The 23125-nt window shown below is 68.3% G+C and carries 23 protein-coding genes; 14 read left to right on the forward strand and 9 right to left on the reverse strand.

Features of this window, described 5'->3' with window-relative positions; genetic code table 11:
• The first annotated feature begins 95 nt into the window (after positions 1-95).
• The 5 genes from mtrA to hpf all read left to right on the forward strand — a co-directional run bounded on the left by mtrA (position 96) and on the right by hpf (position 5726).
• Positions 96-776, forward strand: a complete 681-nt coding sequence (gene mtrA / locus V7Z82_RS01020; RefSeq protein ID WP_334147059.1) for an MtrAB system response regulator MtrA — start codon at positions 96-98, stop codon at positions 774-776.
• Positions 777-783: 7 nt separating this feature from the next.
• A complete protein-coding gene (gene mtrB, locus V7Z82_RS01025; protein WP_334147061.1) occupies positions 784-2454 on the forward strand; it encodes an MtrAB system histidine kinase MtrB in 1671 nt (556 codons plus the stop codon).
• A gap of 23 nt (positions 2455-2477) precedes the next feature.
• Complete coding sequence (locus V7Z82_RS01030) at positions 2478-4175, forward strand: LpqB family beta-propeller domain-containing protein (RefSeq protein ID WP_334148308.1); 1698 nt, start codon at positions 2478-2480, stop codon at positions 4173-4175.
• 99 nt (positions 4176-4274) lie between these two features.
• Positions 4275-4982 (forward strand): ComF family protein, encoded by a 708-nt coding sequence (locus V7Z82_RS01035; RefSeq protein WP_334147063.1) that lies wholly within the window; start codon positions 4275-4277, stop codon positions 4980-4982.
• An 87-nt stretch (positions 4983-5069) separates the two neighbouring features.
• Positions 5070-5726 (forward strand): ribosome hibernation-promoting factor, HPF/YfiA family, encoded by a 657-nt coding sequence (gene hpf / locus V7Z82_RS01040; RefSeq protein ID WP_334147065.1) that lies wholly within the window; start codon positions 5070-5072, stop codon positions 5724-5726.
• Between the two features lie 78 nt (positions 5727-5804).
• On the opposite strand, the gene V7Z82_RS01045 is transcribed toward hpf, so the two are convergent.
• Positions 5805-7127: a hypothetical protein gene (locus tag V7Z82_RS01045; protein WP_334147067.1), complete on the reverse strand. Its 1323-nt coding sequence runs from the start codon at positions 7125-7127 to the stop codon at positions 5805-5807.
• Between the two features lie 77 nt (positions 7128-7204).
• Positions 7205-7801 carry a PadR family transcriptional regulator gene (locus V7Z82_RS01050; RefSeq protein ID WP_334147070.1) on the reverse strand — a complete coding sequence of 199 codons (597 nt, stop codon included), beginning with the start codon at positions 7799-7801 and terminating at the stop codon, positions 7205-7207.
• A gap of 212 nt (positions 7802-8013) precedes the next feature.
• Here V7Z82_RS01050 and secA point away from each other — a divergent pair, with 212 nt between their 5' ends.
• Positions 8014-10821, forward strand: a complete 2808-nt coding sequence (gene secA, locus V7Z82_RS01055; protein ID WP_334147072.1) for a preprotein translocase subunit SecA — start codon at positions 8014-8016, stop codon at positions 10819-10821.
• Between the two features lie 80 nt (positions 10822-10901).
• Positions 10902-12128, forward strand: coding sequence for a pyridoxal phosphate-dependent aminotransferase (locus tag V7Z82_RS01060; protein ID WP_334147073.1), 1227 nt, complete (start codon positions 10902-10904; stop codon positions 12126-12128).
• On the opposite strand, the gene V7Z82_RS01065 is transcribed toward V7Z82_RS01060, so the two are convergent.
• Both V7Z82_RS01065 and V7Z82_RS01070 read right to left on the reverse strand, forming a co-directional pair.
• The gene (locus V7Z82_RS01065) at positions 12019-13302 is read right to left on the reverse strand and encodes an AAA family ATPase (RefSeq protein WP_334147075.1); all 1284 of its coding nucleotides are present in this window, start codon (positions 13300-13302) and stop codon (positions 12019-12021) included. The two genes, V7Z82_RS01060 and V7Z82_RS01065, sit on opposite strands and share 110 nt — an antisense overlap.
• Entirely contained in the window at positions 13299-13919 is a 621-nt protein-coding gene (locus tag V7Z82_RS01070; protein WP_334147077.1) for an SAF domain-containing protein, read from the reverse strand. Before V7Z82_RS01070 ends, V7Z82_RS01065 begins: the two co-directional genes overlap by 4 nt.
• Before the next feature lie 98 nt (positions 13920-14017).
• On the opposite strand from V7Z82_RS01070, the gene V7Z82_RS01075 reads away from it, so the two are divergent.
• Positions 14018-14296: a helix-turn-helix domain-containing protein gene (locus V7Z82_RS01075; RefSeq protein WP_334147080.1), complete on the forward strand. Its 279-nt coding sequence runs from the start codon at positions 14018-14020 to the stop codon at positions 14294-14296.
• Here V7Z82_RS01075 and V7Z82_RS01080 read toward each other — a convergent pair.
• Positions 14284-14895 carry a hypothetical protein gene (locus tag V7Z82_RS01080; RefSeq protein ID WP_334147082.1) on the reverse strand — a complete coding sequence of 204 codons (612 nt, stop codon included), beginning with the start codon at positions 14893-14895 and terminating at the stop codon, positions 14284-14286. The genes V7Z82_RS01075 and V7Z82_RS01080 overlap by 13 nt on opposite strands.
• 124 nt (positions 14896-15019) lie before the next feature.
• Here V7Z82_RS01080 and V7Z82_RS01085 point away from each other — a divergent pair, with 124 nt between their 5' ends.
• Both V7Z82_RS01085 and V7Z82_RS01090 read left to right on the forward strand, forming a co-directional pair.
• The gene (locus tag V7Z82_RS01085; protein WP_334147083.1) at positions 15020-15406 is read left to right on the forward strand and encodes an Rv3235 family protein; all 387 of its coding nucleotides are present in this window, start codon (positions 15020-15022) and stop codon (positions 15404-15406) included.
• 24 nt (positions 15407-15430) lie between these two features.
• A complete protein-coding gene (locus tag V7Z82_RS01090) occupies positions 15431-16915 on the forward strand; it encodes a sensor histidine kinase (protein ID WP_045280631.1) in 1485 nt (494 codons plus the stop codon).
• A gap of 70 nt (positions 16916-16985) precedes the next feature.
• On the opposite strand, the gene V7Z82_RS01095 is transcribed toward V7Z82_RS01090, so the two are convergent.
• Positions 16986-17234, reverse strand: a complete 249-nt coding sequence (locus tag V7Z82_RS01095) for a WhiB family transcriptional regulator (protein WP_028503730.1) — start codon at positions 17232-17234, stop codon at positions 16986-16988.
• Positions 17235-17466: 232 nt separating this feature from the next.
• On the opposite strand from V7Z82_RS01095, the gene V7Z82_RS01100 reads away from it, so the two are divergent.
• Positions 17467-17853: a hypothetical protein gene (locus tag V7Z82_RS01100; protein WP_334147101.1), complete on the forward strand. Its 387-nt coding sequence runs from the start codon at positions 17467-17469 to the stop codon at positions 17851-17853.
• A 38-nt stretch (positions 17854-17891) separates the two neighbouring features.
• Here V7Z82_RS01100 and bcp read toward each other — a convergent pair whose 3' ends face one another.
• From bcp to aroA, 3 genes are read right to left on the reverse strand one after another with little or no spacing between them, the layout of a single operon-like run.
• Positions 17892-18365, reverse strand: coding sequence for a thioredoxin-dependent thiol peroxidase (bcp, locus tag V7Z82_RS01105; protein WP_334147103.1), 474 nt, complete (start codon positions 18363-18365; stop codon positions 17892-17894).
• A 9-nt stretch (positions 18366-18374) separates the two neighbouring features.
• Positions 18375-19445, reverse strand: a complete 1071-nt coding sequence (gene rsgA, locus V7Z82_RS01110; RefSeq protein ID WP_334147105.1) for a ribosome small subunit-dependent GTPase A — start codon at positions 19443-19445, stop codon at positions 18375-18377.
• A complete protein-coding gene (gene aroA / locus V7Z82_RS01115; RefSeq protein ID WP_334147107.1) occupies positions 19442-20767 on the reverse strand; it encodes a 3-phosphoshikimate 1-carboxyvinyltransferase in 1326 nt (441 codons plus the stop codon). Before aroA ends, rsgA begins: the two co-directional genes overlap by 4 nt.
• A gap of 49 nt (positions 20768-20816) precedes the next feature.
• Here aroA and V7Z82_RS01120 point away from each other — a divergent pair, with 49 nt between their 5' ends.
• The 3 genes from V7Z82_RS01120 to V7Z82_RS01130 are packed head-to-tail and all read left to right on the forward strand — an operon-like array spanning position 20817 to position 23065.
• Positions 20817-21482 (forward strand): sigma-70 family RNA polymerase sigma factor, encoded by a 666-nt coding sequence (locus tag V7Z82_RS01120; protein WP_442927522.1) that lies wholly within the window; start codon positions 20817-20819, stop codon positions 21480-21482.
• Positions 21479-21724, forward strand: a complete 246-nt coding sequence (locus V7Z82_RS01125) for a zf-HC2 domain-containing protein (RefSeq protein ID WP_045280625.1) — start codon at positions 21479-21481, stop codon at positions 21722-21724. Before V7Z82_RS01120 ends, V7Z82_RS01125 begins: the two co-directional genes overlap by 4 nt.
• Before the next feature lie 42 nt (positions 21725-21766).
• Entirely contained in the window at positions 21767-23065 is a 1299-nt protein-coding gene (locus V7Z82_RS01130) for a GNAT family N-acetyltransferase (RefSeq protein WP_334147112.1), read from the forward strand.
• Positions 23066-23125: the final 60 nt, after the last annotated feature.

Raw genomic sequence — 23125 nt, forward strand, 5'->3', positions numbered from 1 at the left:
GCATTCCCTCCGTCGCGCGCTCCCATCGTGTCATATCCGCACCGCTGGTGCGCAGACCTGCGGATGCCGGGACTGAGTGCCATAAGGTAACAGTTATGACCTCACGCATCCTTGTGGTCGACGACGACACGGCGCTCGCCGAAATGATCGGCATCGTGCTGCGCACCGAAGGCTTCGAGCCGGTGTTCTGCGCCGATGGCGCGCGAGCAGTCGACGAATGGCGCGCAACGCGACCGGACCTCGTCCTGCTCGACCTCATGCTCCCGGGGATGGACGGAATCGAGATCTGCACGCGCATCCGTGCCGAGTCCGGCGTTCCGATCCTCATGCTCACCGCGCGCAGCGACACGGCGGATGTCGTCCGTGGCCTCGAAGTCGGTGCAGACGACTACATGATCAAGCCCTTCAATCCGAAGGAGCTCGTCGCGCGCATCCGCACCCGCCTGCGGCCGGCGCCGCAGGCGACGAGCGAGCAGCTCCGTGTCGGTGATCTCACCGTCGACGTCGACGCGCACGAGGTCCGCCGAGGAACGACCCCGATCGCGCTGACGCCACTGGAGTTCCAGTTGCTCGTCGCGCTCGCCTCGAAGCCGCAGCAGGTGTTCTCGCGCGAGATGCTGCTCGAGCAGGTCTGGGGCTATCACTACAAGGCCGACACCAGGCTGGTGAACGTGCACGTCCAGCGACTGCGCGCCAAGGTCGAGCTCGATCCCGACAACCCGAAGATCGTGATGACGGTGCGGGGCGTCGGCTATCGCGCCGGGAGCGTCGGCTAGGCGAGCCATGACCGTGACCGGCACCACCACCACGGCGGTCGCGGTCCTGCGCGACTGGCGCGGGTGGCCGACCGTGCTGGCCGCGCTCTGGCGGCGGTCCCTCCGCTTCCGCACGCTGAGCATCACCCTCGCCGCGACCTCGCTCGCGATCTTCGTGACCTGCGTGACCATGGCGCTGGTGATCCAGAACGATCTGTTCGTGTCACAGAAGAACATCGCGCTCGAAGACGCGAGGCGCGCGATCGATCAGGCGCAGAACGCACTCGACGTCGCCGAGCTCGGCGATGACCCGGCGGCGCTGCAGGACCTGTGGACGAGCATCCAGGGCCAGCTCGCGCGCAACTCGAGTGCGGATCAGCTCGCAGGCTTCCGGCTCGCTGGCACGGTCACGCTGAACGGATTCACCAACGGTCTGAGCCGCAACCAGCTCAGCACCGGCCTCGAGAACAGGGTGGCGGAGTTCGATGACCGACAGGCCTGGCAATCGGTCGCCCTGCCCGTCGAGGACGGGCGGGAGGTTCCGGGCATCGTGGTCGGCCAGCAGCTGCAGGTGCCGCAGGCGGGGTCGTTCGCGATCTATCTGGCCTACGACCTCGGCGACGCCGACCAGACGCTCGTGTTCGTGCAGCGCACGTTGTGGATCGCCGGCATCGCGCTGGTCGCGATCGTCGCCGGCATCTCGTGGATCGTGCTGCGAGCCGTCGCGACGCCGATCGTGCAGGCCGCCGAGACCAGTGCGCGGCTCGCGGCCGGCGATCTCGGCGTGCGTCTCGAGGTGCGCGGCGAGGACGAGCTCGCGACGCTCGGGAGATCGTTCAACGCGATGGCCGACAGCATCGAAGGTCAGATCAAGGAGCTCGGTGAGCTGTCGATGGTGCAGCAGCGCTTCGTGTCGGACGTCTCGCACGAGCTGCGGACGCCCTTGACGACGATCCGGCTCGCGGCGGACATGCTCAACGACCAGCGAGCGGATTTCGAGCCGACGACGGCTCGCACCGCCGAACTCCTCTACGCCCAGGTGCAGCGCTTCGACGTGCTGCTGTCGGATCTGCTCGAGATCAGCCGATACGATGCCGGTTCCGTCCAGCTGGAGCTGGAGGAGACCAGCCTCGCGCACGTCGCCGAGGACGTCATCGAACAGATGCGTCCCCTGGCTCTGAGCCACGGCACCGAGCTGCGGCTCGTGGCGCCCGGCGGGTACTCGCCGGTCGAGATGGATCCACGGCGAGTGCGCCGCGTGCTCCGCAATCTGATCGGCAACGCGATCGAACATGGCGAGGGCCGTCCGATCGTCGTGACCGTCGACAGCAATCAGCATGCAGTGGCCGCAGGCGTCCGCGATTTCGGGCTCGGGATGAGTGCGGCCGACGTCGAGCGGGTGTTCGATCGGTTCTGGCGTGCAGACCCCTCACGACAGCGGACGATCGGCGGCACCGGTCTCGGCCTGTCGATCGCGCTGGGCGACGCCACCATCCACGGCGGCACCCTGGCGGTGTGGTCTGCGCTGGGAGAGGGAACGAACTTCGTGCTCACCCTGCCTCGCCATGGTGTGGTCACCGAGGGTGCGAGCCCGATCCCGCTCGAGCCGGAGGAGCCGCTCGCCGAGCTCGGCGATGCCACACAGCCGATCTCGCTCGTCGACCTGCCGCCTGAGCTCCGCGAGGAATGGGGACTGTGATGAGGACTCGGTCCGTGACCCGGATGCTGCGTGGCATCACCGCCGTCGCGGCGGCGCTCGCGCTCTCCGCGTGCACCGGTTTGCCGATGAGCGGCGACGTGAACGTCGGCCTCGACCTGGGGGAGGTGCCGGACGACAGCGACTTCCTCTTCATCGCGTCCGGTCCGGCGCCGGGCTCCGGTCCGCAGGAGATCGTCGAGGGCTTCCTGGAGGCTGCGATCTCGCCGGCCGACAACTGGAACACGGCCCGCAGCTTCCTCACCCCGAAGCTGCAGACGACCTGGCAGCCGGGTGCCGGTGTCTCGATCGACGACGCCGTGGTGTCGCGGACCTTCAGCTCTTCGATTCCCGACGACGAGGTCGAGTCGGCGGAGACCGGGGTCGTGCAGGTGCAGATCGATCTGGTCGCCAGCGTCGACGGCGAGGGGCTGTACTCCGAGTCCCGCGGTCCCTCCACGCGGCCGTTCACGCTGTCACGGACGGATGACGGGGAATGGCGGATCTCGCAGGCGCCGGACGGCATCGTGATCGACGAGGCCAGATTCCCCCGGGTCTTCGACAGCTACGCGCTGCAGTACTTCGACCAGAGCTGGACGCACCTGGTGCCGGACACCCGGTGGTTCCCCCGGCGGACCAGCATCGCCACGACCGTCACTCGGGCGCTCGTCGGCGGCTCGCCGAGCCCCTGGCTGGAGGATGCCGCGCGGACGGCGTTCCCGGCCGATGTGCAGCTCGCACAGGACGCGGTCCTGATCGACCGGCAGCAGGTCGCCGATGTCGCGCTGACGCCTGCCGCATCTCGCCTCGACCCGACCACGCTCGCGAGAATGCGCACGCAGCTGCAGCAGACGTTGGATCTCGCCGATGTCCGAGTCTCGCAGGTGCGGTTCACGGTCGACGGTCGCACGCTGGATGCCGGCGTCGTGAATCTGCCGGTGGATGCCGCGGATCAAGGTCCCGTCGTCCTCACCGACGATGCCTTCGGAGTGATCGTGGGCGATGAGGTCTCTCCGATCGAGGGGATCAGCGACGAGATCCTGGCGTTGCCTCAGCGCGTGCGGGCGGTGGATCTCGCTCGGGACGCCCTGCACGCGGCCGTGCAGCTCGCGGACGGTGGCGTGTATGTGGTCGGTGACGGTCGCGTGGACCTGCTCGATCCGCGGCCGGGGCTCATCGAGCCGTCGCTCGATCCGTACGGCTACACCTGGACCGTGCCGGCCGACGCGCCGGGGGCGCTCAAGGCGTGGAGCACGAACGTGACCGAGCACGCGATCACGGAGGCCTGGCCGAACGCATCCGCCATCTCGGCGCTCCGGGTGTCCGTGGACGGCGCGAGGGTGGCGGCCGTGATCACCCTCGGTGGCCAGCACTGGGTGGTCGTGGCGGCTGTTGTGCGCGACGAAGCAGGTGTCCCGGTGCAGCTGGGAGAGGTGAAGCAGCTCACCCTGGTGGACGGGGACGCTCGAGAGCTGGTGTGGCTCGGGGCCGAACGCCTCGGCGTGCTCGTCGATGCGCCGACTCCGGTCCTGCTCACGCAGCTCGTCGGCGGGCCCGGCGTCATGGAGGTGCCGCCGACGGGGACGATCTCGCTCGCCGGTGCTCGCACCGAATCCGGGATTCGTGCGCTGGATGCGACAGGGACGCTGTATGCGCACGCCGGTTCCGCCTGGCGCGAGGTGGCCGCCGGCGTGCAGGTGCTCGCGACCCGCTCGGGAGAGTGACCGAGCACTCCTCCTGCACCGACCGCGGCGATCGGCGACCTCGGCAGCGACGCGCTGATCGCCTCCGTCGATCCTCGTGCACGCGACGAGGATGTTCGGATGACACGCACGCGGCAGTCGCATGACCTCCTCGCCGAGCTCGGCGGGTTCCTGCTCGGGGCGAGCTGCGCAGGATGCGATCTCCCTGGAGTCCTCCTCTGCGCCGCATGCCGTTCGGCCCTTCTGCCGCTGCCCGTCGACGTCGTGACGCCGAGCAGCCTGGCCGTGCGCGCGGCGATGTCGTTCGACGGTGTCGCCGCTCGCTGCATCCGACGTCTCAAGGGCGAGGGAGAGACGCTGCTGGCGCGTCCCCTGGGCGACGCGCTCGCCGCGGTGCTCACTGCGGCGATCGACGGTGCACGCGGATCCGGTGATGTCCTCGTCGTCCCGGTGCCGACGACCCGCGCTGCCTTCCGGCGACGCGGCTATCGTGTGCCCGACCTGCTGATCCGCCGAGCAGGCGCGCGCGAGACACGGCTGCTGCGCACCACCCGGAGCCGGGCGGATCAGCGCGGACTCGGCATCGCGGAGCGCGCGCAGAACGTGCACGGCGCGATGCGCGCCCGCCGCGCAGGATCGGGTGAGCGCGTCGTGCTCGTCGACGACGTCGTCACCACCGGTGCGACCTTCGACGAAGCGATGAGGGCGCTCACCGCGGCCGGCTATGAGGTGATCTCGGCTGTCGCGCTGGCTGCCACGCCGTCTCACCGCGGACTCACCGGACACTCATCGTCGACTCATCGGCGACACGGAGGAAATGACCCGTGACTTCCATCGGCATGCGGACTACGGTTGGGGACCACAAGGCGACCACGGTCCGCCCTTGGCCGGGAGGACCGGGACAAGGAGGCAGCAATGGAAACAAGCATCGTTGGCGTCGGAGTGGGTATCACCGATCGCTTCCGCACCGTTGTCGAGGAGAAGATCGCCCGAGTGCAGACGTTTGCCGCGAAGGCGCAACGTCTGGACGTGAAGGTCACGCATCGCGCATACCGAAACGGTCATGTGCCGGATGAGACCGTCGAACTCACGTTGGTGAGCAAGGGTCCGGTGGTGCGAGCGGAAGCCACGGACGGCGACAAGTTCGTCGCGCTCGACCTCGCAGTCGACAAGATGGCGGAGCAGCTGCGCCGAGCGAAGGAGAAGCGGGTCGACGGACGTCAGCACCCCCGCGGCGCGCATTTCGAGAAGGGCAGTGGCGCCCTCGAGGGGATCGACGTGCAGCCGGCATCCGCCGACATCCTGCACGCCGTCGCGACCGGAGCCGTTCCGGTCCAGAACGACGAGGAAGAGGTGTACTCGCCTGTCGTCATCCGCACCAAGAGCTTCGACCCGGAGTGGATGACCGTCGAGGAGGCCGTCGACCGCATGGAGCTCGTCGGACACGACTTCTTCCTGTTCGTCGACGCGAGCACGGATCATCCGAGCGTCGTGTACCGCCGCAAAGGCTGGGACTACGGCGTGATCGCCCTCAGCACGCAGGCGCCGCCCGACCAGGCGCTCGCTTCGTAGCAGACGGACAGAACGGCCCGCTCCTGAGGAGCGGGCCGTTCTGCGTCTCCGCCGGTCGAGCGGTCAGACGAGTGGCTCTCAGTCGAAGATGCCGTCCAGGAGGCTGCCGATCACCAGGCCGCCGAGGAGACCGGAGGCGATGTCGCCGCCGCCGCGGCGTCCGCCGCCACCGCCCCAGCCGCCGCCGCCCCAGCCGTCGTCCTGTGGCGGGCGCGAGGAGTCGATGTCGCGCTGCGCGAGCTGCAGGGCCTCCGAGGCGAGGTGCGCGACGCGGCGTGCCGCGATGAGAGCGGCCTCGCGCGTCTCCTCGGCCGGGAGCATCTCATTGAGATCGATGCGCAGCCGCTCCGCTTCCGCCAGCCGCGTGCGCGCATCCGCGCCGATCCATCCGCGATGCCCGGCGATCAGGCCACGGGCGACGCCGAGCTGACGGTCGGCGTCGTCGATCGAGTGCTGCACCTGGGCCACCGAGGGAAGGGGGTTCTCGATGCGGTGCCTCGCCGTCGCGATCGCATCGTCGAGAGCACCGTTCGCCTCCCGCAGTCGGGAGAGCTCAGCGAAGGGGTCGTTCGGGGTGCCGGAGGGTGTCAGTGAGCTGAGGGCGGCCTGCAGGTCGGCTTCTGCCGTGGTGACGGCGGGAACGCGCGGAGCGGTGCGTGCAGCGATCAGATCGCCTCGCGAGTCGGCGACGACCTCCGCCAGCGTCGACTCGGCACGCAGCGCCTCGATCTCGAAATCCTCCACCGCGTCGAGCAGGGCTCCTGCGCGTCGGGTCGCCTCCGTCGCCGTCTCGAGCGCGACGTTCGCCTCTTCGTTCTGCTTCGAGGCACGGCGACGTTCGGAGACCGAAGCGCCGTGCGTGGCGAACGCGATGAGCTGCTCGGCCTCGGAGGCGCTGGCGGTGATCTGGGCCATCGCGGAATCGGCATACCGGCTGGACAGTCGCTCGATCGCGGCCTTGGTCTGCGGGATCCGTTCACTCAGCGCCTGGGTCTCGGCTCGCACCTGGGCGATGATCTCCGGGGCTCTGCGGACCTTGGCGATCGACGCGGCGAGCACGTCGGTCTTCTCATCGAGCAGATCCTGGGCCCAGTCGCACAACTGGATGATGCGCGCGTTGCGGGTGCGCAGCTCTTCCGGGGTGTCCGGGATCTCATCATGGTTGAGCTGGTGCATCTGGAAGGCCTCGCGCAGATGCGTCCGCACAGCAGCGAGTGCCTTGCGGAGGTCGCCGGTGAGTGATTCGCCGAGCTCGGCCTCGGCGAACGAGAGCTCGTCCGCGGTGGTGCGGATGCGCTCATCGGCCGCGACGAGCGCCTGTTCCGCGCGTCGCGCGAGGTCGGCGTCCTGTGCAGCGAGTGCTTCCTGATCGCGTTTGCGCTTACCCCAGAAACCTGCCATGTGCTGATCCTACTTTCCGCAGGTGTTGGGTTGGCTGCGCATCCGCTCCAGGCGAACGCCGTGCTCCGGGTTTCCGTTCATGCCGCTGCGTCCTTGGCCGGGCGGCCTCGCTTCGGACGCTCGGTCGCGAGCTCGAGCGCCAGTGCGTGGCGGGGATGAGCCGCGAGCCGCCGTTCGACATGATCGAGCCAGCGCTCCTCGGCCTCGGCAGCGAAGCGCATCGAGTCGACGATCAGCGACCAGGCGAGGGCTTCCGGCGCATCATGGTCGGTGCCGGCGAAGGTCGCCTCCTGGAGCGCCGCACTCCGATGCGCCGAGATGGCGCGCTGCGTCGCGATGACCTCGGCGACGTCGACGCCGGGGAGCGTGGCCGCGACGGCGATCTTGACGGCGAGCTCGTCTCTGGTGGCCACGCTCCGGACGACGGGGGAGGAGAGCCAGTCCGCGACCTCGGCGGAGCCAGCGGCGGTGATGTGCCAGTACACGTGTCCGTGCTCGTCGGCGCCGCCTCTGGCCACCAGCCCGTCACGCTCGAGTCGTTCGAGGGTGTTGTAGATCTGCCCCACGTTGAGCGGCCAGGTCGACCCGGTGCGTCGATCGAACTCGTGCCGCAGCTGATAGCCGTAGCAGGGCCCCTGATCGAGGATCGCGAGCAGGCTCTGACGCACCGACATATGGTCTCCGTTCGTGCAGGGGAAAGCGATACCGAGTATATGGATACCCGGCAACATCGCTCCGCATCCGATGTCCTGCGAGTGTCGCGACGCGAATCGCTGGGAGTGCTCGCAGGCGACGTGCAGGTCACGGGCCGGTAACATGACAAAGTATGCCTGGCGAACGCCGCACCGGCGCAGGCTCTTGATCCACCAACAGGGAGATGACATCCGTGGCCAATCCTCTTGAGAAGCTGCTGCGCGCTGGAGAAGGACGGGTCATCCGTCGTCTGAACCAGGTGGTCAAGGCAGTGGGGCTGCTGGAGGACGACATCTCCAAGCTCACCGACGAGGAGCTCCGCAACGAGACGACGGAGCTCCGCGCGCGATTCGAGAAGGGCGAGACCCTCGACCAGCTGATGCCGGAGGCGTTCGCCGCCGTCCGCGAGGCTGCGAAGCGCACGCTCGGCATGCGCGCGTACGACGTGCAGATCATGGGCGGCGCCGCCCTGCATCTCGGGAACATCGCCGAGATGAAGACCGGTGAGGGAAAGACGCTCGTGGCGACCTTCCCCGCGTACCTGAACGCGATCGCGGGCAAGGGCGTCCACATCATCACGGTCAACGACTTCCTCGCGAGCTACCAGGCCGAGCTGATGGGCCGTGTGTTCCGCGCGCTGGGCATGAGCACCGGCATCATCGTGTCCGGGCAGACACCGGCCGTCCGTCGTGAGCAGTACGCCTCTGACATCACCTACGGCACGAACAACGAGTTCGGGTTCGACTACCTCCGCGACAACATGGCGTGGCGCAAGGAGGATCTCGTCCAGCGGGAGCACTTCTTCGCGATCGTCGACGAGGTCGACTCGATCCTCATCGACGAGGCTCGCACCCCGCTGATCATCTCCGGTCCGTCCTCCGGCGAGGCGAACCGCTGGTTCGCCGAGTTCGCGAAGATCGCGCGCACCCTCGAAGTGGGCGAGGACTACGAGGTCGACGAGAAGAAGCGCACGGTCGGCGTGCTCGAGCCCGGCATCGAGAAGGTCGAGGACTACCTCGGCATCGAGAACCTGTACGAGTCCGCGAACACGCCGCTCATCTCGTTCCTGAACAACTCGATCAAGGCGTTGGCGCTGTTCAAGAAGGACACCGACTACGTCGTGATGAACGACGAGGTCATGATCGTCGACGAGCACACCGGCCGCATCCTGGTCGGGCGCCGGTACAACGAGGGCATCCACCAGGCCATCGAGGCCAAGGAGGGCGTGCCGGTCAAGGCCGAGAACCAGACGCTCGCCACCGTCACGCTGCAGAACTACTTCCGCCTCTACGACAAGCTCGCCGGCATGACCGGTACTGCCGAGACCGAGGCAGCGGAGTTCATGTCGACGTACAAGCTCGGCGTCATCCCGATCCCGACGAACCGCCCGATGGTGCGCAAGGACCAGTCGGACCTCGTCTACAAGAACGAGACCGCGAAGTTCGCGCAGGTCGTCGAGGACATCGCCGAACGCCACTCGGCCGGACAGCCGGTGCTCGTGGGAACCGTGAGCGTCGAGAAGAGCGAGTACCTCTCCCGCCTTCTCGCGAAGAAGGGCGTCAAGCACGAGGTCCTCAACGCGAAGAACCACGCACGTGAGGCGGAGATCGTCGCACGCGCCGGTCGTCTCGGTGCCGTCACCGTCGCCACGAACATGGCCGGTCGAGGCACCGACATCATGCTCGGCGGCAACGCCGAGTTCCTCGCGGTGCAGGAGCTCAAGGGCAAGGGACTCGACCCCGTCGAGACGCCCGAGGAGTACGAGGTCGCCTGGGATGAGACGTACGAGTCCATGAAGGGCGTCGTCAGCGAGGAGGCCGAGAAGGTCATCGAGGCCGGCGGTCTCTACGTGCTCGGCACCGAGCGTCACGAGTCCCGACGTATCGACAACCAGCTCCGCGGACGTTCCGGTCGTCAGGGCGACCCCGGTGAGAGCCGGTTCTACCTGAGCCTCACCGACGACCTGATGCGACTGTTCCAGTCCGGCGCAGCCGAGGCGATCCTGGCCCGCACGAACTTCCCCGACGACGTGCCGATCGAGTCCGGCCTGGTGTCGCGCGCGATCCGCAGCGCTCAGTCGCAGGTCGAGTCGCGCAACGCCGAGATGCGCAAGAACGTGCTGAAGTACGACGACGTGCTGAACCGCCAGCGCGAGGCGATCTACGCCGACCGTCGCCACATCCTGCAGGGCGACGACATCGCCGGGCGGGTGCAGCACTTCATCGAGGACGCGATCACCGGTGTCGTGAACGACCACACCGGCGAAGGACACAACGAGAGCTGGGACTTCGATGCGCTGTGGACCGAGCTGAAGACGCTCTATCCCGTGAGCGTGACGATCGACGAGGTCGTCGCAGAGGCCGGCGGACGCAAGGGCGGGATCACGGCTGACGGCCTGACCCGCGAACTGCTGTCGGATGCCACGATCGCGTACGAGAAGCGCGAGGAGACGCTCGGCGAGGCAGCGACCCGCGAGCTCGAGCGCCGCGTCGTGCTGCAGGTGCTCGACCGTCGCTGGCGCGACCACCTCTACGAGATGGACTACCTGAAGGACGGCATCGGCCTGCGCGCCATGGCGCAGCGCGACCCGCTGATCGAGTACCAGCGCGAGGGCTACGCGATGTTCCAGTCGATGATGGGGCAGATCAAGGAGGAGTCGGTCGGCTACCTCTACAACCTCGAGGTCGAGGTGCGTCGTGCCGAGGACTCCGAGGTCACCGAGGTCGAGGCGAAGGGTCTCTCCGAGGGCGGCACCGATCAGCGACTCGAGTACTCCGCAGCCAATGACGCAGGCGAGGTCGAGGTGCGAAACGATCGCGGTCAGGTGCAGCAGGCCGCGACGGACCGTGTGCGAAAGGCAGCGGCGGCCGCAGCCGCCACGCCGGCGCCGGTCGAGGAGCAGGAAGCGCCCCGCGGCGCCTTCGGTCAGCGCACCGAGGCCACGCCGCCGCCCGCCGGCAACCGCGAGCAGCGTCGAGCGCAGGGCAAGAAGAAGAAGTAGCCACGCGTCGACCGAGCGTGACCGACAAGAGGGCCAGTCCTGGTGGATTGGCCCTCTCGTCGTCCCTGTAGGCTTGATCGATGACACCATCGCGCCACTTCGACCAGTCGTCGAAGCTCAAGAACGTCCTGTACGAGATCCGCGGAAACGCACTCGTCGAGGCGGCGCGGCTCGAGGCGGAGGGTCACAAGATCCTCAAGCTCAACACCGGGAATCCGGCGATCTTCGGGTTCGACGCCCCGCACCAGATCGTGCACGACATGCTCGCGGCGCTGCCGAACGCGCACGGCTACAGCGACAGCAAGGGCATCATCTCGGCGCGGCGTGCCGTGGTCAGCCGCTACGAGGAGATCGAGGACTTCCCTCGGTTCGGTCCTGACGACGTCTATCTCGGCAACGGGGTCTCCGAACTCATCACGATGACGATGCAGGCGCTGCTCGACGAGGGCGACGAGGTGCTCATCCCTGCGCCCGACTACCCGCTCTGGACAGCCATGACGAGCCTGGCCGGCGGCACGCCGGTGCACTACCTCTGCGACGAGGAGCAGGACTGGCAGCCGGACCTCGAGGACATCCGGGCGAAGATCACACCGCGAACCAAGGCGCTCGTGATCATCAACCCGAACAACCCCACCGGCGTCGTGTACTCGAGGGAGATCCTCGAGGGCATGGTCCAGATCGCCCGCGAGCACGAGCTGCTCCTGCTCTCCGACGAGATCTACGACCGCATCCTCTTCGACGACGCGGTGCACATCCCGACCGCGACCCTTGCTCCGGACCTGCTCTGCCTCACCTTCAACGGGTTGTCCAAGACGTACCGCGTCGCGGGCTACCGGTCGGGGTGGCTCGTGATCACCGGCCCGCAGGCGCACGCCAAGGGCTTCATCGAGGGCATCACGCTGCTGGCGTCGACGCGTCTGTGCCCCAACGTCCCATCGCAGCACGCGGTGCAGGCGGCGCTCTCGGGCGTCCAGTCCATCGATGCGTTGATCGCGCCGACCGGTCGTCTGCATGAGCAGCGGGATGTCGCATGGGAGGGACTGCAGAGCATCCCTGGCGTCTCCTGTGTCAAGCCGCAGGGTGCGCTGTACGCGTTCCCCAAGCTCGATCCGAACGTGCATGAGATCCGCGACGACGGCAAGCTCGTCTACGATCTGCTGGTCTCCGAGCACATGCTGCTGGTGCAGGGGACCGGGTTCAATTGGCCGACGCCCGATCATCTGCGTCTCGTGACGCTGCCCGAGACCCGAGTGCTGAGCGAAGCAGTCGAACGCCTCGGGAACTTCCTCGCGAGCTACCGGCAGTAGCCGCCGACGTCGTCGGAGTCATGGCGGCGGCGAGTGCGCGGATCCCGGCGACGAAGGGTGAGCGCGGTGTGAGGTCGGCCATCGCTCGAGCGTGCAGCAGAGCAGCATCCGCCGCACGCTGATCGAACGGCAGGAACGTGACATCCGTGATCCCTGCGAACCGCTCGAGCGTCCGTCTGACCTGTCCGCGCGCGTCGATACCGAGCGGTCCTGAGCGGACGCGATTGACCACCACAGTGATGGGCGTCGGTGCCGTGAGGCGACGGAGCTCCGCATGGTCGCGGAGGAATCGGCTGATGCCGACGGGGTCGGCCGATGCGACGGCGACGATCGCATCAGCCGCTCGCAGCGCCGAGGTGGTGGCGGCATGTCGTCGCGGACCCGCGAGGTCGTAGGTCGCCTCATCATCGGCGTCGAACGACGCTGCGACATCGACGATCGTCTCCTCGCCCCAATCGCGGCAAGCATGCAGCGCAGTGCTGAGCCGCCCGGCGGAGAGCTCGGGCCATCTGCTCGGCCGGTTGATGCCGGGGAAGACGTCGATCTCACCGCCGCTCGTCTCGAAGACCGTCGCCAGCCTGGTGAGCTCCTGGCTGTCGAGCCCGCCGAGTTCGCCGCGGCGACAGGCGGCAGCGATCCCCGGTGCGTCATCGCTGAGCCCGAGGAGCAGCGCGAGGGATGGGGCGACCGTGTCCGCGTCGACCAGCGCCGCGTGCCGCCCGCGGCGGGCGAACTCGGCGGCGAGCTGGATCGCGATCGTGGATCGTCCTGGCGCTCCATGAGGCCCCCAGACCGCGATCAGTCGACGCGTCGGCGATGCGTCGATCGAGATCGGTGGTGCTCCGGTCGGGGCGGCGGCCAGCGCTGCGGCGACCTGCCATCCAGCAGCGTCGGTCGGGAGGACACCGCTCAGGCCGAGCCGCCCGAGCGCACGGCTGTCGGCATCGCCCAGCATGATGATGCGCACTCCGGCTCGGTCGCAGGACGAGACCACCTCCGATGTGAGGATGGAGCGATCCGACGGCATGAGGATCATCTCGGCCTCGGGAAGCAGATCCTGGAACGATCGTGTCCACGGATCGACCGTCGCGATGACCGTGATGCCCTCGAGCTCCAGCTCTGCCGCGAGCTCGCTCGCCCGTGGTTCTCGGATCGCGACGATCACGGATGTCATGAGCCGGAGCCGATCGGGACCACGGACAGCGCGGAGCCGCCCATCACCGCGGCGAGGACGTCTGCGACGTCGGCGCGGTCGATCACGAGCTCGACTGATGCACCGGACTCGGCGAGCATCCCTTCCGCCTCGACCACGTCGCGCACGATCACGTCGGCGACCAGGATCCGGGGCGCGTCGTATGATCGTCCGTCGTCGAGCGGCGGCGCGCTCCAGAGCTCGACCACGCTGCCCGTATCCATGTCGCGCGGGATCGGCGTGCTGCTCTCCACCACGATCGTCGTGGAACGAGCGGTCGACGCTTCGGTCGTCGCGGAGGTCGGCACCAGCTCTCCTTTCCGCAGCGTTCGAGATGCGATCTGTCCTGGTCTCAGTTCGTCGGGCGCGATGTATCGATCGGCGAGCACGCCGAGGCCGACCTCCGCGACGCGGAAGTCGTCTGCGGTCAGGGCCTCGCCCTGTGTGATGGTTCGGCTCGCCTGGAGGACCGGCGTGACGTCATCTGCGGCTGAGACCAGGAACCAGACGCCGGCGATCGACACCGCGACCAACGCGATGCCGATGAAGAAGCGGGCATCACCGCGGAATGCACGGCGCTGACGGGAGAGGAAGCTCATGTCGGTATCGTCACAGAGTCCCGGGCCGCAGCTCGGGAGTTATCCACAGGTGGCATCGGGTATCGATAGCTGGCATATCGGTGCGGAACAATGGGCGCATGACAAAGTCATCCGCGTCGCTCCGGCAGCATCTCGCCCCCGCTCAAGTGGCTGAGCTGCTGCAGCTCGGCGTCGACGAGGTCATCGGGCTCGTGCAGGACGGGCAGCTGCGGGGGGCACAGCTCGGATCTCCTGCGAGATGGCGCATCGAAGAGGCGAGCATCGAGGAGTATCTGGCCGAGCAGTCGGAGGTCGCCAGGCGCATGGCGCTCTGGCGGCAGTCCCAGACGGCGAGCTTCCCCGAGATGTGGGGGACATCGACCGTTCAGGGCCGGTGATCTCCGGGCGTCCGCACCGCTGCCACGGCGGAGAACGGGATGAGCCGGAACCCCTGGACCGCTCCGGCCAGACGCGCGGTTCCGGCATCGTGGACGGCGAGGTCGAGATGATCCGCACCGGCTCGATCGATCGTGCCATGCACGTCGTCGCCGATCAGCAGACTGAGATGCACGGGAACGCGTCGCCGTGCGAGGTCGCGCAGGACGAAGCCGAAGGTCATGCGCTCGCGGAGGGCGGTGTCGGATTCGGCGGTGGTCTCGAGGCTCGAAAGGAGCGTGCCGTGATCTGTGCGGATGCCGCGCACGGCCTGCAGCGGCACGATGCGCACCGAACGACCGTGGAGCACATCGTCGCCCGGGGCCGACTCCACTGCGATCCAGTCCGCGCCGAGCGTGCGGACGGTCACCGGGAGTCTGCGGCCGTTCGCCAGCTCGATCGCGACTGACGCTCCCACCTCGCACATCAGCCGCAGCCGGCTGCGCAGATCCAGGCGGGAGATGCGAAGCCGTTCGGATTCCGCGCTCAGCGCGGCTCGCTCGCTCTCCCATTCGGCGGCGAGCTGACCTTCGAGGTCTTCGAACAGGCGGTCCCAATGCACGGGACCGAGCGTAGGACAGCGCCGGAGGGCATGTACGAGTTATCCACATTCCTTCTGCCGACCGCTCCGCGGCGGCTCAGGACGTGCTCCACTGTCACCCGGAATCCCCGACGGAGAGCACATCATGATCCTGCACGAGTACTTCGCACCGCAGCCGACCGCGACCGCGGCGCTCCCTGACCCCGCGCCGTTGCTGCGCGCACTGACGCAGGGAGTGCTCGAGGCACTGGCTGGTGTCCGTGAGGTCGACCAACTGGCGCGCTGGTTCAGCGAGGACGCGTACCGCACGCTCGTGAGCAGGGCGAACCTGTCCGCGCGGGCACGCAGTGCAAGAGGCGTCGCGCCGACGCGACCGACGTTCGCGATCCTGTCGTTGAGAGTGACGGAGCCGGCCGACGGCATCATCGAGGCGGTCGTCGTGGTGGCGGGGCCAGGTCGCACCCGCGCCGTGGCGATCCGTCTGGAGGGCCTGGACCGGCGTTGGCGCGCCACGTCCCTGGCGGTGCTCTGAGGGAACTCGGCCTAGGCTGGAGGGGTGTCAACCCTCAGTGATCTCGCCCAAGCCCAGGGACTCCTGACCGAGAGCGACGTCGAATGGCTTCATCGACTCGCCGGCGACGGGCAGCTGCTCGCCGACCTCGCATCCGCGGATATCGTGGTGTGGATCCAGGCGGACGACAACTCCTTCATCGCGGTCGCGCACGCGCGCCCGAGCGGGGCGGCGACCCTGTTCTATCGCGACATCGTCGGCGAACGTGTGCGCCCGCAGTGGCGCACGCAGGTGCAGGCCGCGTTCGACACGGCCGAGATCATCGACTCCTCCTCGCCGGACTGGTTCGAGGAGACGCCGACCAGGGTGCGAGCTGTTCCCATCGTCATCGAGCGCCGCAAGGGTGCGACCGAGCCGCGAGTGATCGGCGTGGTGACCCGTCACACCAACCTCGGCGAGGCGCGGACCCCCTCTCGCCAGCAGATCACCTTCGACGAGTGCGCGAACGACCTGTTCCGCATGATCGCGGATGGGAGCTTCCCCGATCTCGCCGCCCCCACCTCTCCCCGTCGCGGCGCTCCTCGTGCGTCGGACGGTCTGATCAGGATCGACGTCGACGGCATCACCACCTTCGCGAGCCCCAACGCGCTCTCGGCCTTCAATCGCATGGGCTTCGACGACGAGCTGGAGGGGGAGTCCCTCGCAGAGGTCACCACACGGCTGATCCCGCCGTCCAGACAGGTCGACGAGTCGCTCCCGGTCGTCGTGACGGGTCGCGCCCCCTGGCGCACGGATGTCGAAGCCCGGGGGGTCACCGTCTCGCTGCGCGCGATCCCACTGAAGGATCACGGCACGCGGATCGGCGCGATCGTGCTGTGCCGCGACGTCTCCGAGCTCCGTCATCAGGAGCAGGAGCTCATCACCAAGGACGCCACGATCCGCGAGATCCATCACCGTGTGAAGAACAACCTGCAGACCGTGGCATCGCTGCTGCGCATCCAGGCCAGGCGCACGCACTCGGACGAGGCGAGGGACGCGCTGACGCAGGCCATGCGACGCGTGGACTCGATCGCGGTCGTGCACGACACGCTCGCGCAGGGGCTCACGCAGAAGGTCGACTTCGACGAGGTCTTCCACCGCGTGCTGAAGCTCGTCGCCGAGGTCGCGGCAGCACCCAACACGCGCGCGCAGACGCGGTCGACCGGACGGTTCGGCGTGCTGCCGAGCGAATACGCGACACCGCTCGCGCTCGCCCTCACCGAGGTCGTGACGAACGCGGTCGAGCACGGCCTCGCAGGTCAGGAGGGACTCATCACGATCGATGCCGCTCGCACCGAGGAGAACCTCAGGGTCACGGTGCACGACACCGGCAGCGGCCTGCCCGAAGGTCGCATCGGTCAGGGCCTCGGCACGCAGATCATCCGCACACTCATCCAGGGCGAGCTCGGCGGCAGCATCGAGTGGCACGGAAGCGAAGGCACAGGCACCGAGGTGGTCATCGACATCCCGCTGCGGTGGCTCAAGCCCTGAGGCGATCCGACCCGAGAAGCAGAAAAGACCCGACTGCCGTGCGGCAGGTCGGGTCTTTCTCGTCTCGGTCTCAGGACGCGCGGCGGGCGCGTGCTGCGCGGCGCTTCAGGGCGCGGCGCTCGTCTTCGGAGAGGCCGCCCCAGACGCCCGAGTCCTGGCTGGACTCGAGTGCGTACTGCAGGCAGATCTCGGTCACCGTGCAGGTGGCGCAGACAGTCTTCGCCTTCTCGATCTGATCGACCGCGGGTCCGGTGTTCCCGACGGGGAAGAACAGCTCGGGGTCGACAGTCAAGCAGGCGGCTTTGTCGCGCCAATCCATGGGGGCTCCTCAGTGTGGATTCTCAAGAACGATCGCGACGCGATGGCTCGATTCGGGTGACGGTTCGGGATCCGTTACCCTGTTCAAATGCGGACGGATGCCCGCGTTTTGTGATGCGGACGGATCGTCCGCCCCACGCCGCTGTGGGAGCACATGACGCTGTCTATTCTGTTACATGAAACCCACGAAATCAAGGGTTTTCGTCCTTCTCATTCGATTCTCAGGAGACTCCGTGCGTGCACCGCGACTCGCCCTGACGGCTGCGGCCGTTCTCGCTCTCGAGGGCATCGCGCTGGTCGTCTTCGCCGTCATCGAACTCGCCGGTCTCGGTGCCGGTGACGCCTCGTCGCTGCCGACCGCGATCGCGCTCATCGTGCTCACCCTGATCGGCGCCGCCTGCCTGATCGCGTTCGCGTTCGGCGCCCGCGCCGGCCGCTCCTGGGCCCGTTCGGGTGGCGTGGTGTTCCAGGTGCTCGCCGTGGCGATCGCCCTGGCCTCGCTCACGCTGCAGCCGGTTCCCTGGGCGTTCACGATCGGCGTCGGCATCCCCGGAGTCATCGGATTCGCGCTGCTGATCGCGAGCGCGCGCGCCGAGAGCGTGCAACGCGAAGCCGACTGAACAGGGCGCGTCTCAGCCGACGGCCCTGAACGTCGGTGTCAGGCGTCGATGCCGAGTTGCTTGCGCAGTCGTGCGACGTGGCCGGTGGCCTTCACGTTGTACTGCGCGAGGGTCACGACGCCCTCTTCGTCCAGGACGAAGGTGGAGCGGATGACGCCCTCGACGACCTTGCCGTAGTTCATCTTCTCGCCCCAGACGCCATACGCGGTGTGCACGGCATGGTCGGGGTCGCTGAGCAGCGTGAAGGTCAGGCCGTCACGGTCACGGAACTCGGCGAGCTTCGCCGGTTCGTCGCGCGAGATGCCGATCACGCGGTACCCGGCGCCCTGGAGCGACGAGATGCTGTCGCGGAAGTCGCAGGCCTGGGTGGTGCACCCTGGCGTCATGGCGGCCGGGTAGAAGTACAGGATCGTCTTCTGTCCGCGCAGATCCGCGAGACGGACCGTCGAACCGTCCTGGTCGAGCAGGGCGAAGTCGGGGGCAGGGGTTCCGGATTCCAGGCGCTGAGTCACCCGTCCAGCCTATCGGCCGGGAGTCTGCTCCGCCTTGTCAGCGAAGGTCTGCAACAGTCGCTGCAGCGAGTCCAGACGCGCCAGAGCGGTCTCGCTGAGGTCACCTCGTTCGGCGGCTTCGATCAGCGCGCAGTCCGGGGCGTCGGTGAGGTGGGTGCACCCTCGTGGGCAGTCCTCGGCGATCTCCGCGAGCTCCGTGAACGCGGCGAGGATGTTGGCCGGATCGACGTGTCCGAGCCCGAAGGATCGGACGCCGGGGGTGTCGATGACCCAGCCGTTGCCGTCGGCGCCTTCGTAGCGCAGCGAGACGGTGGATGACGATGTGTGCCTGCCGCGTCCGGTGACCTGGTTGACGTGTCCGGTCGCTCGCAGCGCGGTCGGCACCAGCTCGTTCACGAGCGTCGACTTGCCGACGCCCGAGTGGCCAACGAACACCGTGGTGTGACCGACGAGTGCCGCGCCGATCTCCGCCGTGGGCATCTCGTCTCTCGCGCTCGTGAACACGCGGAGGTCGAGGCCGTCGAAGTGGGAGAGGAAGTGCGTCGGGTCGGCGAGATCGGTCTTCGTCACGACCAGCAGCGGCCGGATGCCGGCATCGAGGGCGGCCACCAGGTAGCGGTCGACGAGCCGTGCGCGAGGTTCCGGGTCGGCCGCCGCGACGACGACGAGCATCTGGTCCGCATTCGCGACGATCACGCGCTCGACCTGATCCGTGTCGTCGGCGCTGCGGCGGAGCAGTGACGTGCGCTCGACGATCCCGACGATGCGGCCGAGCGTTCCCTCGTCACCGCTGACATCGCCGACGACGCGGGCCAGGTCGCCGGTCACGATCGGATTGCGTCGCAGCTCACGGGCGCGCGTCACGCTGACGGTGCGCTCGTCATCGGTGTCCTCGTCGATCAGGACCGTGTAGCGCCCGCGGTCGACACCGAGGACCCGTCCGATGACCGCATCCTCGTGGGCCGGGCGGCGCTTCGTCCGCGGTCGGTTGGCCTTGGGGTTCGGACGCGCGCGGATGCTGCTCTCGTCGAAGTCCTCGAACTCGTCGTCGAGGTCGTCGGTGTCGTCGAGCCAGCTCACGCGCCAGCGCCTCCCAGCATCCGCTCCCACAGCAGTGTGAACTCGGGAAGCGTCTTCGCGGTCGTGCCGATCTCGTCGATCTCGATGCCGGGCACCTTGAGGCCGATCAGCGCACCCGTCGTCGCCATGCGGTGATCGTGGTGTGCTGCCCACCCGCCGCCGTGCAGCGGGCGGGGGATGATGCGCAGTCCGTCCGGCAGTTCCTCGGCCTCGCCGCCGAGCGCACGGATGTTGCCGATCAGGGCCGCGATCCGATCCGTCTCGTGCAGGCGGATGTGGCCGATGCCGCGGATCGTCGTTGGCGACTCGGCGAACGCCGCGAGACCCACGATCGTCGGGGTGAGCTCACTGGCCGGAGCCAGGTCGATGTCGATGCCGTGGATCGCGCTGCCGGCCCGGACGGTGAGGGCGCCGCCGTGACGGCTCGTGTGCGCGCCCATCGCCTGCAGGATCTCGGGGAGCAGGGCGCCGGGCTGCGTCGAGTGCGCCGGCCAGCCGGTGATCGTGACGGATCCGCCGGTGACCAGGGCAGCGGCGAGGAACGGCGCTGCGTTGGAGAGATCGGGTTCGATCGCGATCTCCTTGGCGCGGGGAACGCCTGCCTCGACGAGCCACTCGCCGACCGCCGGTCGCTCGATGCGGATGCCGCGGCGGCTCAGCGCCTCGATCGTCATGTCGATGTGGGGGAGGCTCGGGAGGTGCTCGCCGGTGTGCACGAGGTGCAGGCCGACGTCGAACCGCGGAGCCGCGAGGAGGAGACCGGAGACGAACTGGCTCGATGCGGATGCGTCGATCTCGACACGGCCGCCGCGGATGCGTCCATGACCGCGGATCGTGAACGGCAGCGACCATGTGCCCTCGTCGTCGATGTCGACGCCGAGGTCGCGCAGCGCGCTGATGAGTCCCCCCATCGGGCGGTGCAGCGCCGTCTCGTGCGCAGTCAGATGCACGTCGCGGGAAGCGAGGCCGGCGAGCGGCGCGATGAAGCGCATCACGGTGCCGGCCTGGCCGCAGTCGATCGTCACGCCGCCGGTGAGCTTCGCAGGGGTCACGACGAGGTCGGGGCCGAACTCGCCACCTGCGTCGACCTCTTCGATCCCGACGCCGAGTGCACGCAGTGCATCGACCATGCGGCGCGAGTCGTCGGAGTGCAGCGGGGCCAGCAGACGGCCCGGTCCGTCGGCGATCGCGGCGATGATGAGCTCGCGGTTCGTGAGCGACTTCGAGCCGGGAATCGTCAGGGTGGCGTGCACGGCGTCGGTGCTGGCGGGCGCGATGTAGGCACCGCTGACCGGGGGAGGGGAATACCTGTTGGCGCTCATCGGTTTCCACCTTAGTGAACAGCGGCGCACCCGCCGAGAAGGAGACAGCATGCTCGCCACGTTGGAACGCGAAACGGTGGACATCAGCGGCCTAGACTGGCCGGTGATGGATGACACCGTAACAGCAGACACCGTCGGCGACCCTCGACAGGAGTTCGAGGAGCAGGCGATCCCGTTCATGGATCAGCTCTATGCCGCCGCGATGCGTATGACGCGCAATCCCGCGGACGCCGCAGACCTCGTGCAGGAGACGTTCGTGAAGGCCTACGGGTCGTGGGCGACGTTCTCGCAGGGCACGAATCTCAAGGCCTGGCTGTACCGGATCCTGACCAACACGTACATCAACATCTACCGCAAGAAGCAGCGCGAGCCCTTCCAGGGCACGATCGACGAGCTCGAGGACTGGCAGCTCGGCGGCGCGGAGTCGACGACGGCATCGCACAGCCGCTCGGCCGAGGCGGAGGCGATCGACCGCATGCCGGCATCCGTCGTCAAGGACGCACTGCAGGCCGTTCCGGAGGACTTCCGGCTGGCGGTGTACCTCGCGGACGTCGAGGGATTCGCCTACCAGGAGATCGCCGACATCATGAAGACGCCCATCGGCACCGTGATGAGTCGCCTGCATCGTGGCAGGCGGATGCTGCGGGAGCTGTTGGCTGATTACGCCGTGGAGCGGGGCATCGCCGCGGCTGAGAACACGAGGAGCGCGAAATGAGCGACTGCGGCTGCGACAAAGCCCGTCAGGATCTGGAGGAGTACCTCCGCAACGAGGTGTGCAACACCGAGCACACCGAGATCCGCGAGCATCTCGAGAACTGCCCGTCCTGCCGGGATGAGGCGCTCGTCGCCACCACCCTGACCGAGGTCGTGGCGCGGGCCTGCAAGGAGACCGCTCCGGAGGAGCTCCGCGACCAGGTGTTCGCACGCCTGCGCGAGGTGCAGTCAGCCCAGCACTGATCGGCTGCCGCCGATGTCGGCCGGCGACTCTAGGCTGGAGTCATGACGAGCATCGATCACCGTGAAGTTCCGGCTGACCAGACCTCTCGGGAGCGGTTGAGCAACCGCGGTCTCGACTACCGCGTCGTCGACCAGCACGACGCGGCCAGAGCGGTTCCGTTCCAGCGAGCCGTGCACCGAGGGTTCCTCGGCGGCGAGCCGACGACCGAGTCGCTGACCCACGACCGGAAGACCCTCACGACACGACGAACCGTCGGCGTGTTCGAGCAGGATGCAGCAGACGACGCCAAGCCGATCGGCACGGTCGACGCGTGGGTGACGCCGATGACGATCCCCGGCGGCGAGATCGACATGTGGGCGATCAGCGGCGTGACGGTGGCGGCGACGCATCGCCGTCGCGGCATCGCCAGGTCGCTGCTCGAGGGCGAACTGCGTGCAGCGGCATCCGCCGGCGTGCCGCTCGCGGGCCTCACGGTGTCCGAGGCGACGATCTACGCCCGGTACGGCTTCGGCGCAGCGCTGCCTGCCGTCCGGTACACGGTCGACACTCGCCGAGCAGGCTGGGGCGGTCATGCGCCCGCAGGCCGTCTGGAGTACCGCGAGCGCGAAGAGCTGGTCGAGGACATGGCATCCGTGCACGACCGCGATCGGGTGACCCGGTCAGGACGCATCCCCGGCTGGCCGGAGCGCTGGGAGGGCTACGCCGGCGTCTCACCCGGTGAGACGGATCGGGACAAGGTGCGCGGCGTCCGTTACCTCGACGAGGACGGCGAGGTGCGCGGCGTGATCGTGTACTCCCTGGAGGACACCGGCGGAACGTTCCGCTTCAGCCTGCGCGTCCGGGCGCTCTTCGCCGATACGGCCGACGCCCGCGCGGCGCTGTGGCGCTTCGCGCTGCAGCACGACCTCGTCGACGAGGTGTCGGCCGACCTGCAGACGCCTGACGATCCGCTGCCGTGGCTGGTCGCCGACCAGCGCGGCGTGAAGCAGGAGATCCACGACCACGGCTGGCTGCGCATCCTCGATCTGCCGCGGACGCTCGAGGCCCGCCGATACTCGGCGCCGCTCGACCTCGTCCTGCGCATCGAGGATCCGCTCGACTTCACCGAGGGGACGTGGCGCCTGCGCGTCGACGGAGCGGGTGCGGCGACGGTCGAGCGCAGCGACGCGGATGCGGACGCGACGCTCGGCGTCTCGGCGCTGTCGTCGATCTACGCCGGCGCGGTCCGCGCTGAGACGCTGCGCGGTGCGGGGAAGATCGTGACGACCGCTGCGGTCGCCGATCAGCTCGACCGGGCGTTCATCGCGCTGCCGGCGCCCTCGCTCGACATCTGGTACTGAACACCTCCGCACGCACAGAGGGGCGCCCCGACGAGCAGTCGGGGCGCCCCTCTGTGCGTT

The organism is Microbacterium sp., assembly GCF_036823965.1.
GTDB lineage: Bacteria > Actinomycetota > Actinomycetes > Actinomycetales > Microbacteriaceae > Microbacterium.

Bases quoted from the DNA above. Each gene is read 5' to 3' on its own strand.
- V7Z82_RS01030 (WP_334148308.1), top strand. From the start codon at position 2,478: ATGCTGCGTGGCATCACCGCCGTCGCGGCGGCGCTCGCGCTCTCCGCG.
- V7Z82_RS01060 (WP_334147073.1), top strand. From the start codon at position 10,902: ATGACACCATCGCGCCACTTCGACCAGTCGTCGAAGCTCAAGAACGTC.
- V7Z82_RS01120 (WP_442927522.1), top strand. From the start codon at position 20,817: ATGCTCGCCACGTTGGAACGCGAAACGGTGGACATCAGCGGCCTAGAC.
- V7Z82_RS01070 (WP_334147077.1), bottom strand. From the start codon at position 13,919: ATGAGCTTCCTCTCCCGTCAGCGCCGTGCATTCCGCGGTGATGCCCGC.
- V7Z82_RS01075 (WP_334147080.1), top strand. From the start codon at position 14,018: ATGACAAAGTCATCCGCGTCGCTCCGGCAGCATCTCGCCCCCGCTCAA.
- mtrB (WP_334147061.1), top strand. From the start codon at position 784: ATGACCGTGACCGGCACCACCACCACGGCGGTCGCGGTCCTGCGCGAC.
- aroA (WP_334147107.1), bottom strand. From the start codon at position 20,767: ATGAGCGCCAACAGGTATTCCCCTCCCCCGGTCAGCGGTGCCTACATC.
- V7Z82_RS01125 (WP_045280625.1), top strand. From the start codon at position 21,479: ATGAGCGACTGCGGCTGCGACAAAGCCCGTCAGGATCTGGAGGAGTAC.
- V7Z82_RS01095 (WP_028503730.1), bottom strand. From the start codon at position 17,234: ATGGATTGGCGCGACAAAGCCGCCTGCTTGACTGTCGACCCCGAGCTG.
- hpf (WP_334147065.1), top strand. From the start codon at position 5,070: ATGGAAACAAGCATCGTTGGCGTCGGAGTGGGTATCACCGATCGCTTC.
- V7Z82_RS01065 (WP_334147075.1), bottom strand. From the start codon at position 13,302: ATGACATCCGTGATCGTCGCGATCCGAGAACCACGGGCGAGCGAGCTC.
- V7Z82_RS01130 (WP_334147112.1), top strand. From the start codon at position 21,767: ATGACGAGCATCGATCACCGTGAAGTTCCGGCTGACCAGACCTCTCGG.
- V7Z82_RS01035 (WP_334147063.1), top strand. From the start codon at position 4,275: ATGACACGCACGCGGCAGTCGCATGACCTCCTCGCCGAGCTCGGCGGG.
- mtrA (WP_334147059.1), top strand. From the start codon at position 96: ATGACCTCACGCATCCTTGTGGTCGACGACGACACGGCGCTCGCCGAA.
- V7Z82_RS01045 (WP_334147067.1), bottom strand. From the start codon at position 7,127: ATGGCAGGTTTCTGGGGTAAGCGCAAACGCGATCAGGAAGCACTCGCT.
- V7Z82_RS01050 (WP_334147070.1), bottom strand. From the start codon at position 7,801: ATGTCGGTGCGTCAGAGCCTGCTCGCGATCCTCGATCAGGGGCCCTGC.
- V7Z82_RS01085 (WP_334147083.1), top strand. From the start codon at position 15,020: ATGATCCTGCACGAGTACTTCGCACCGCAGCCGACCGCGACCGCGGCG.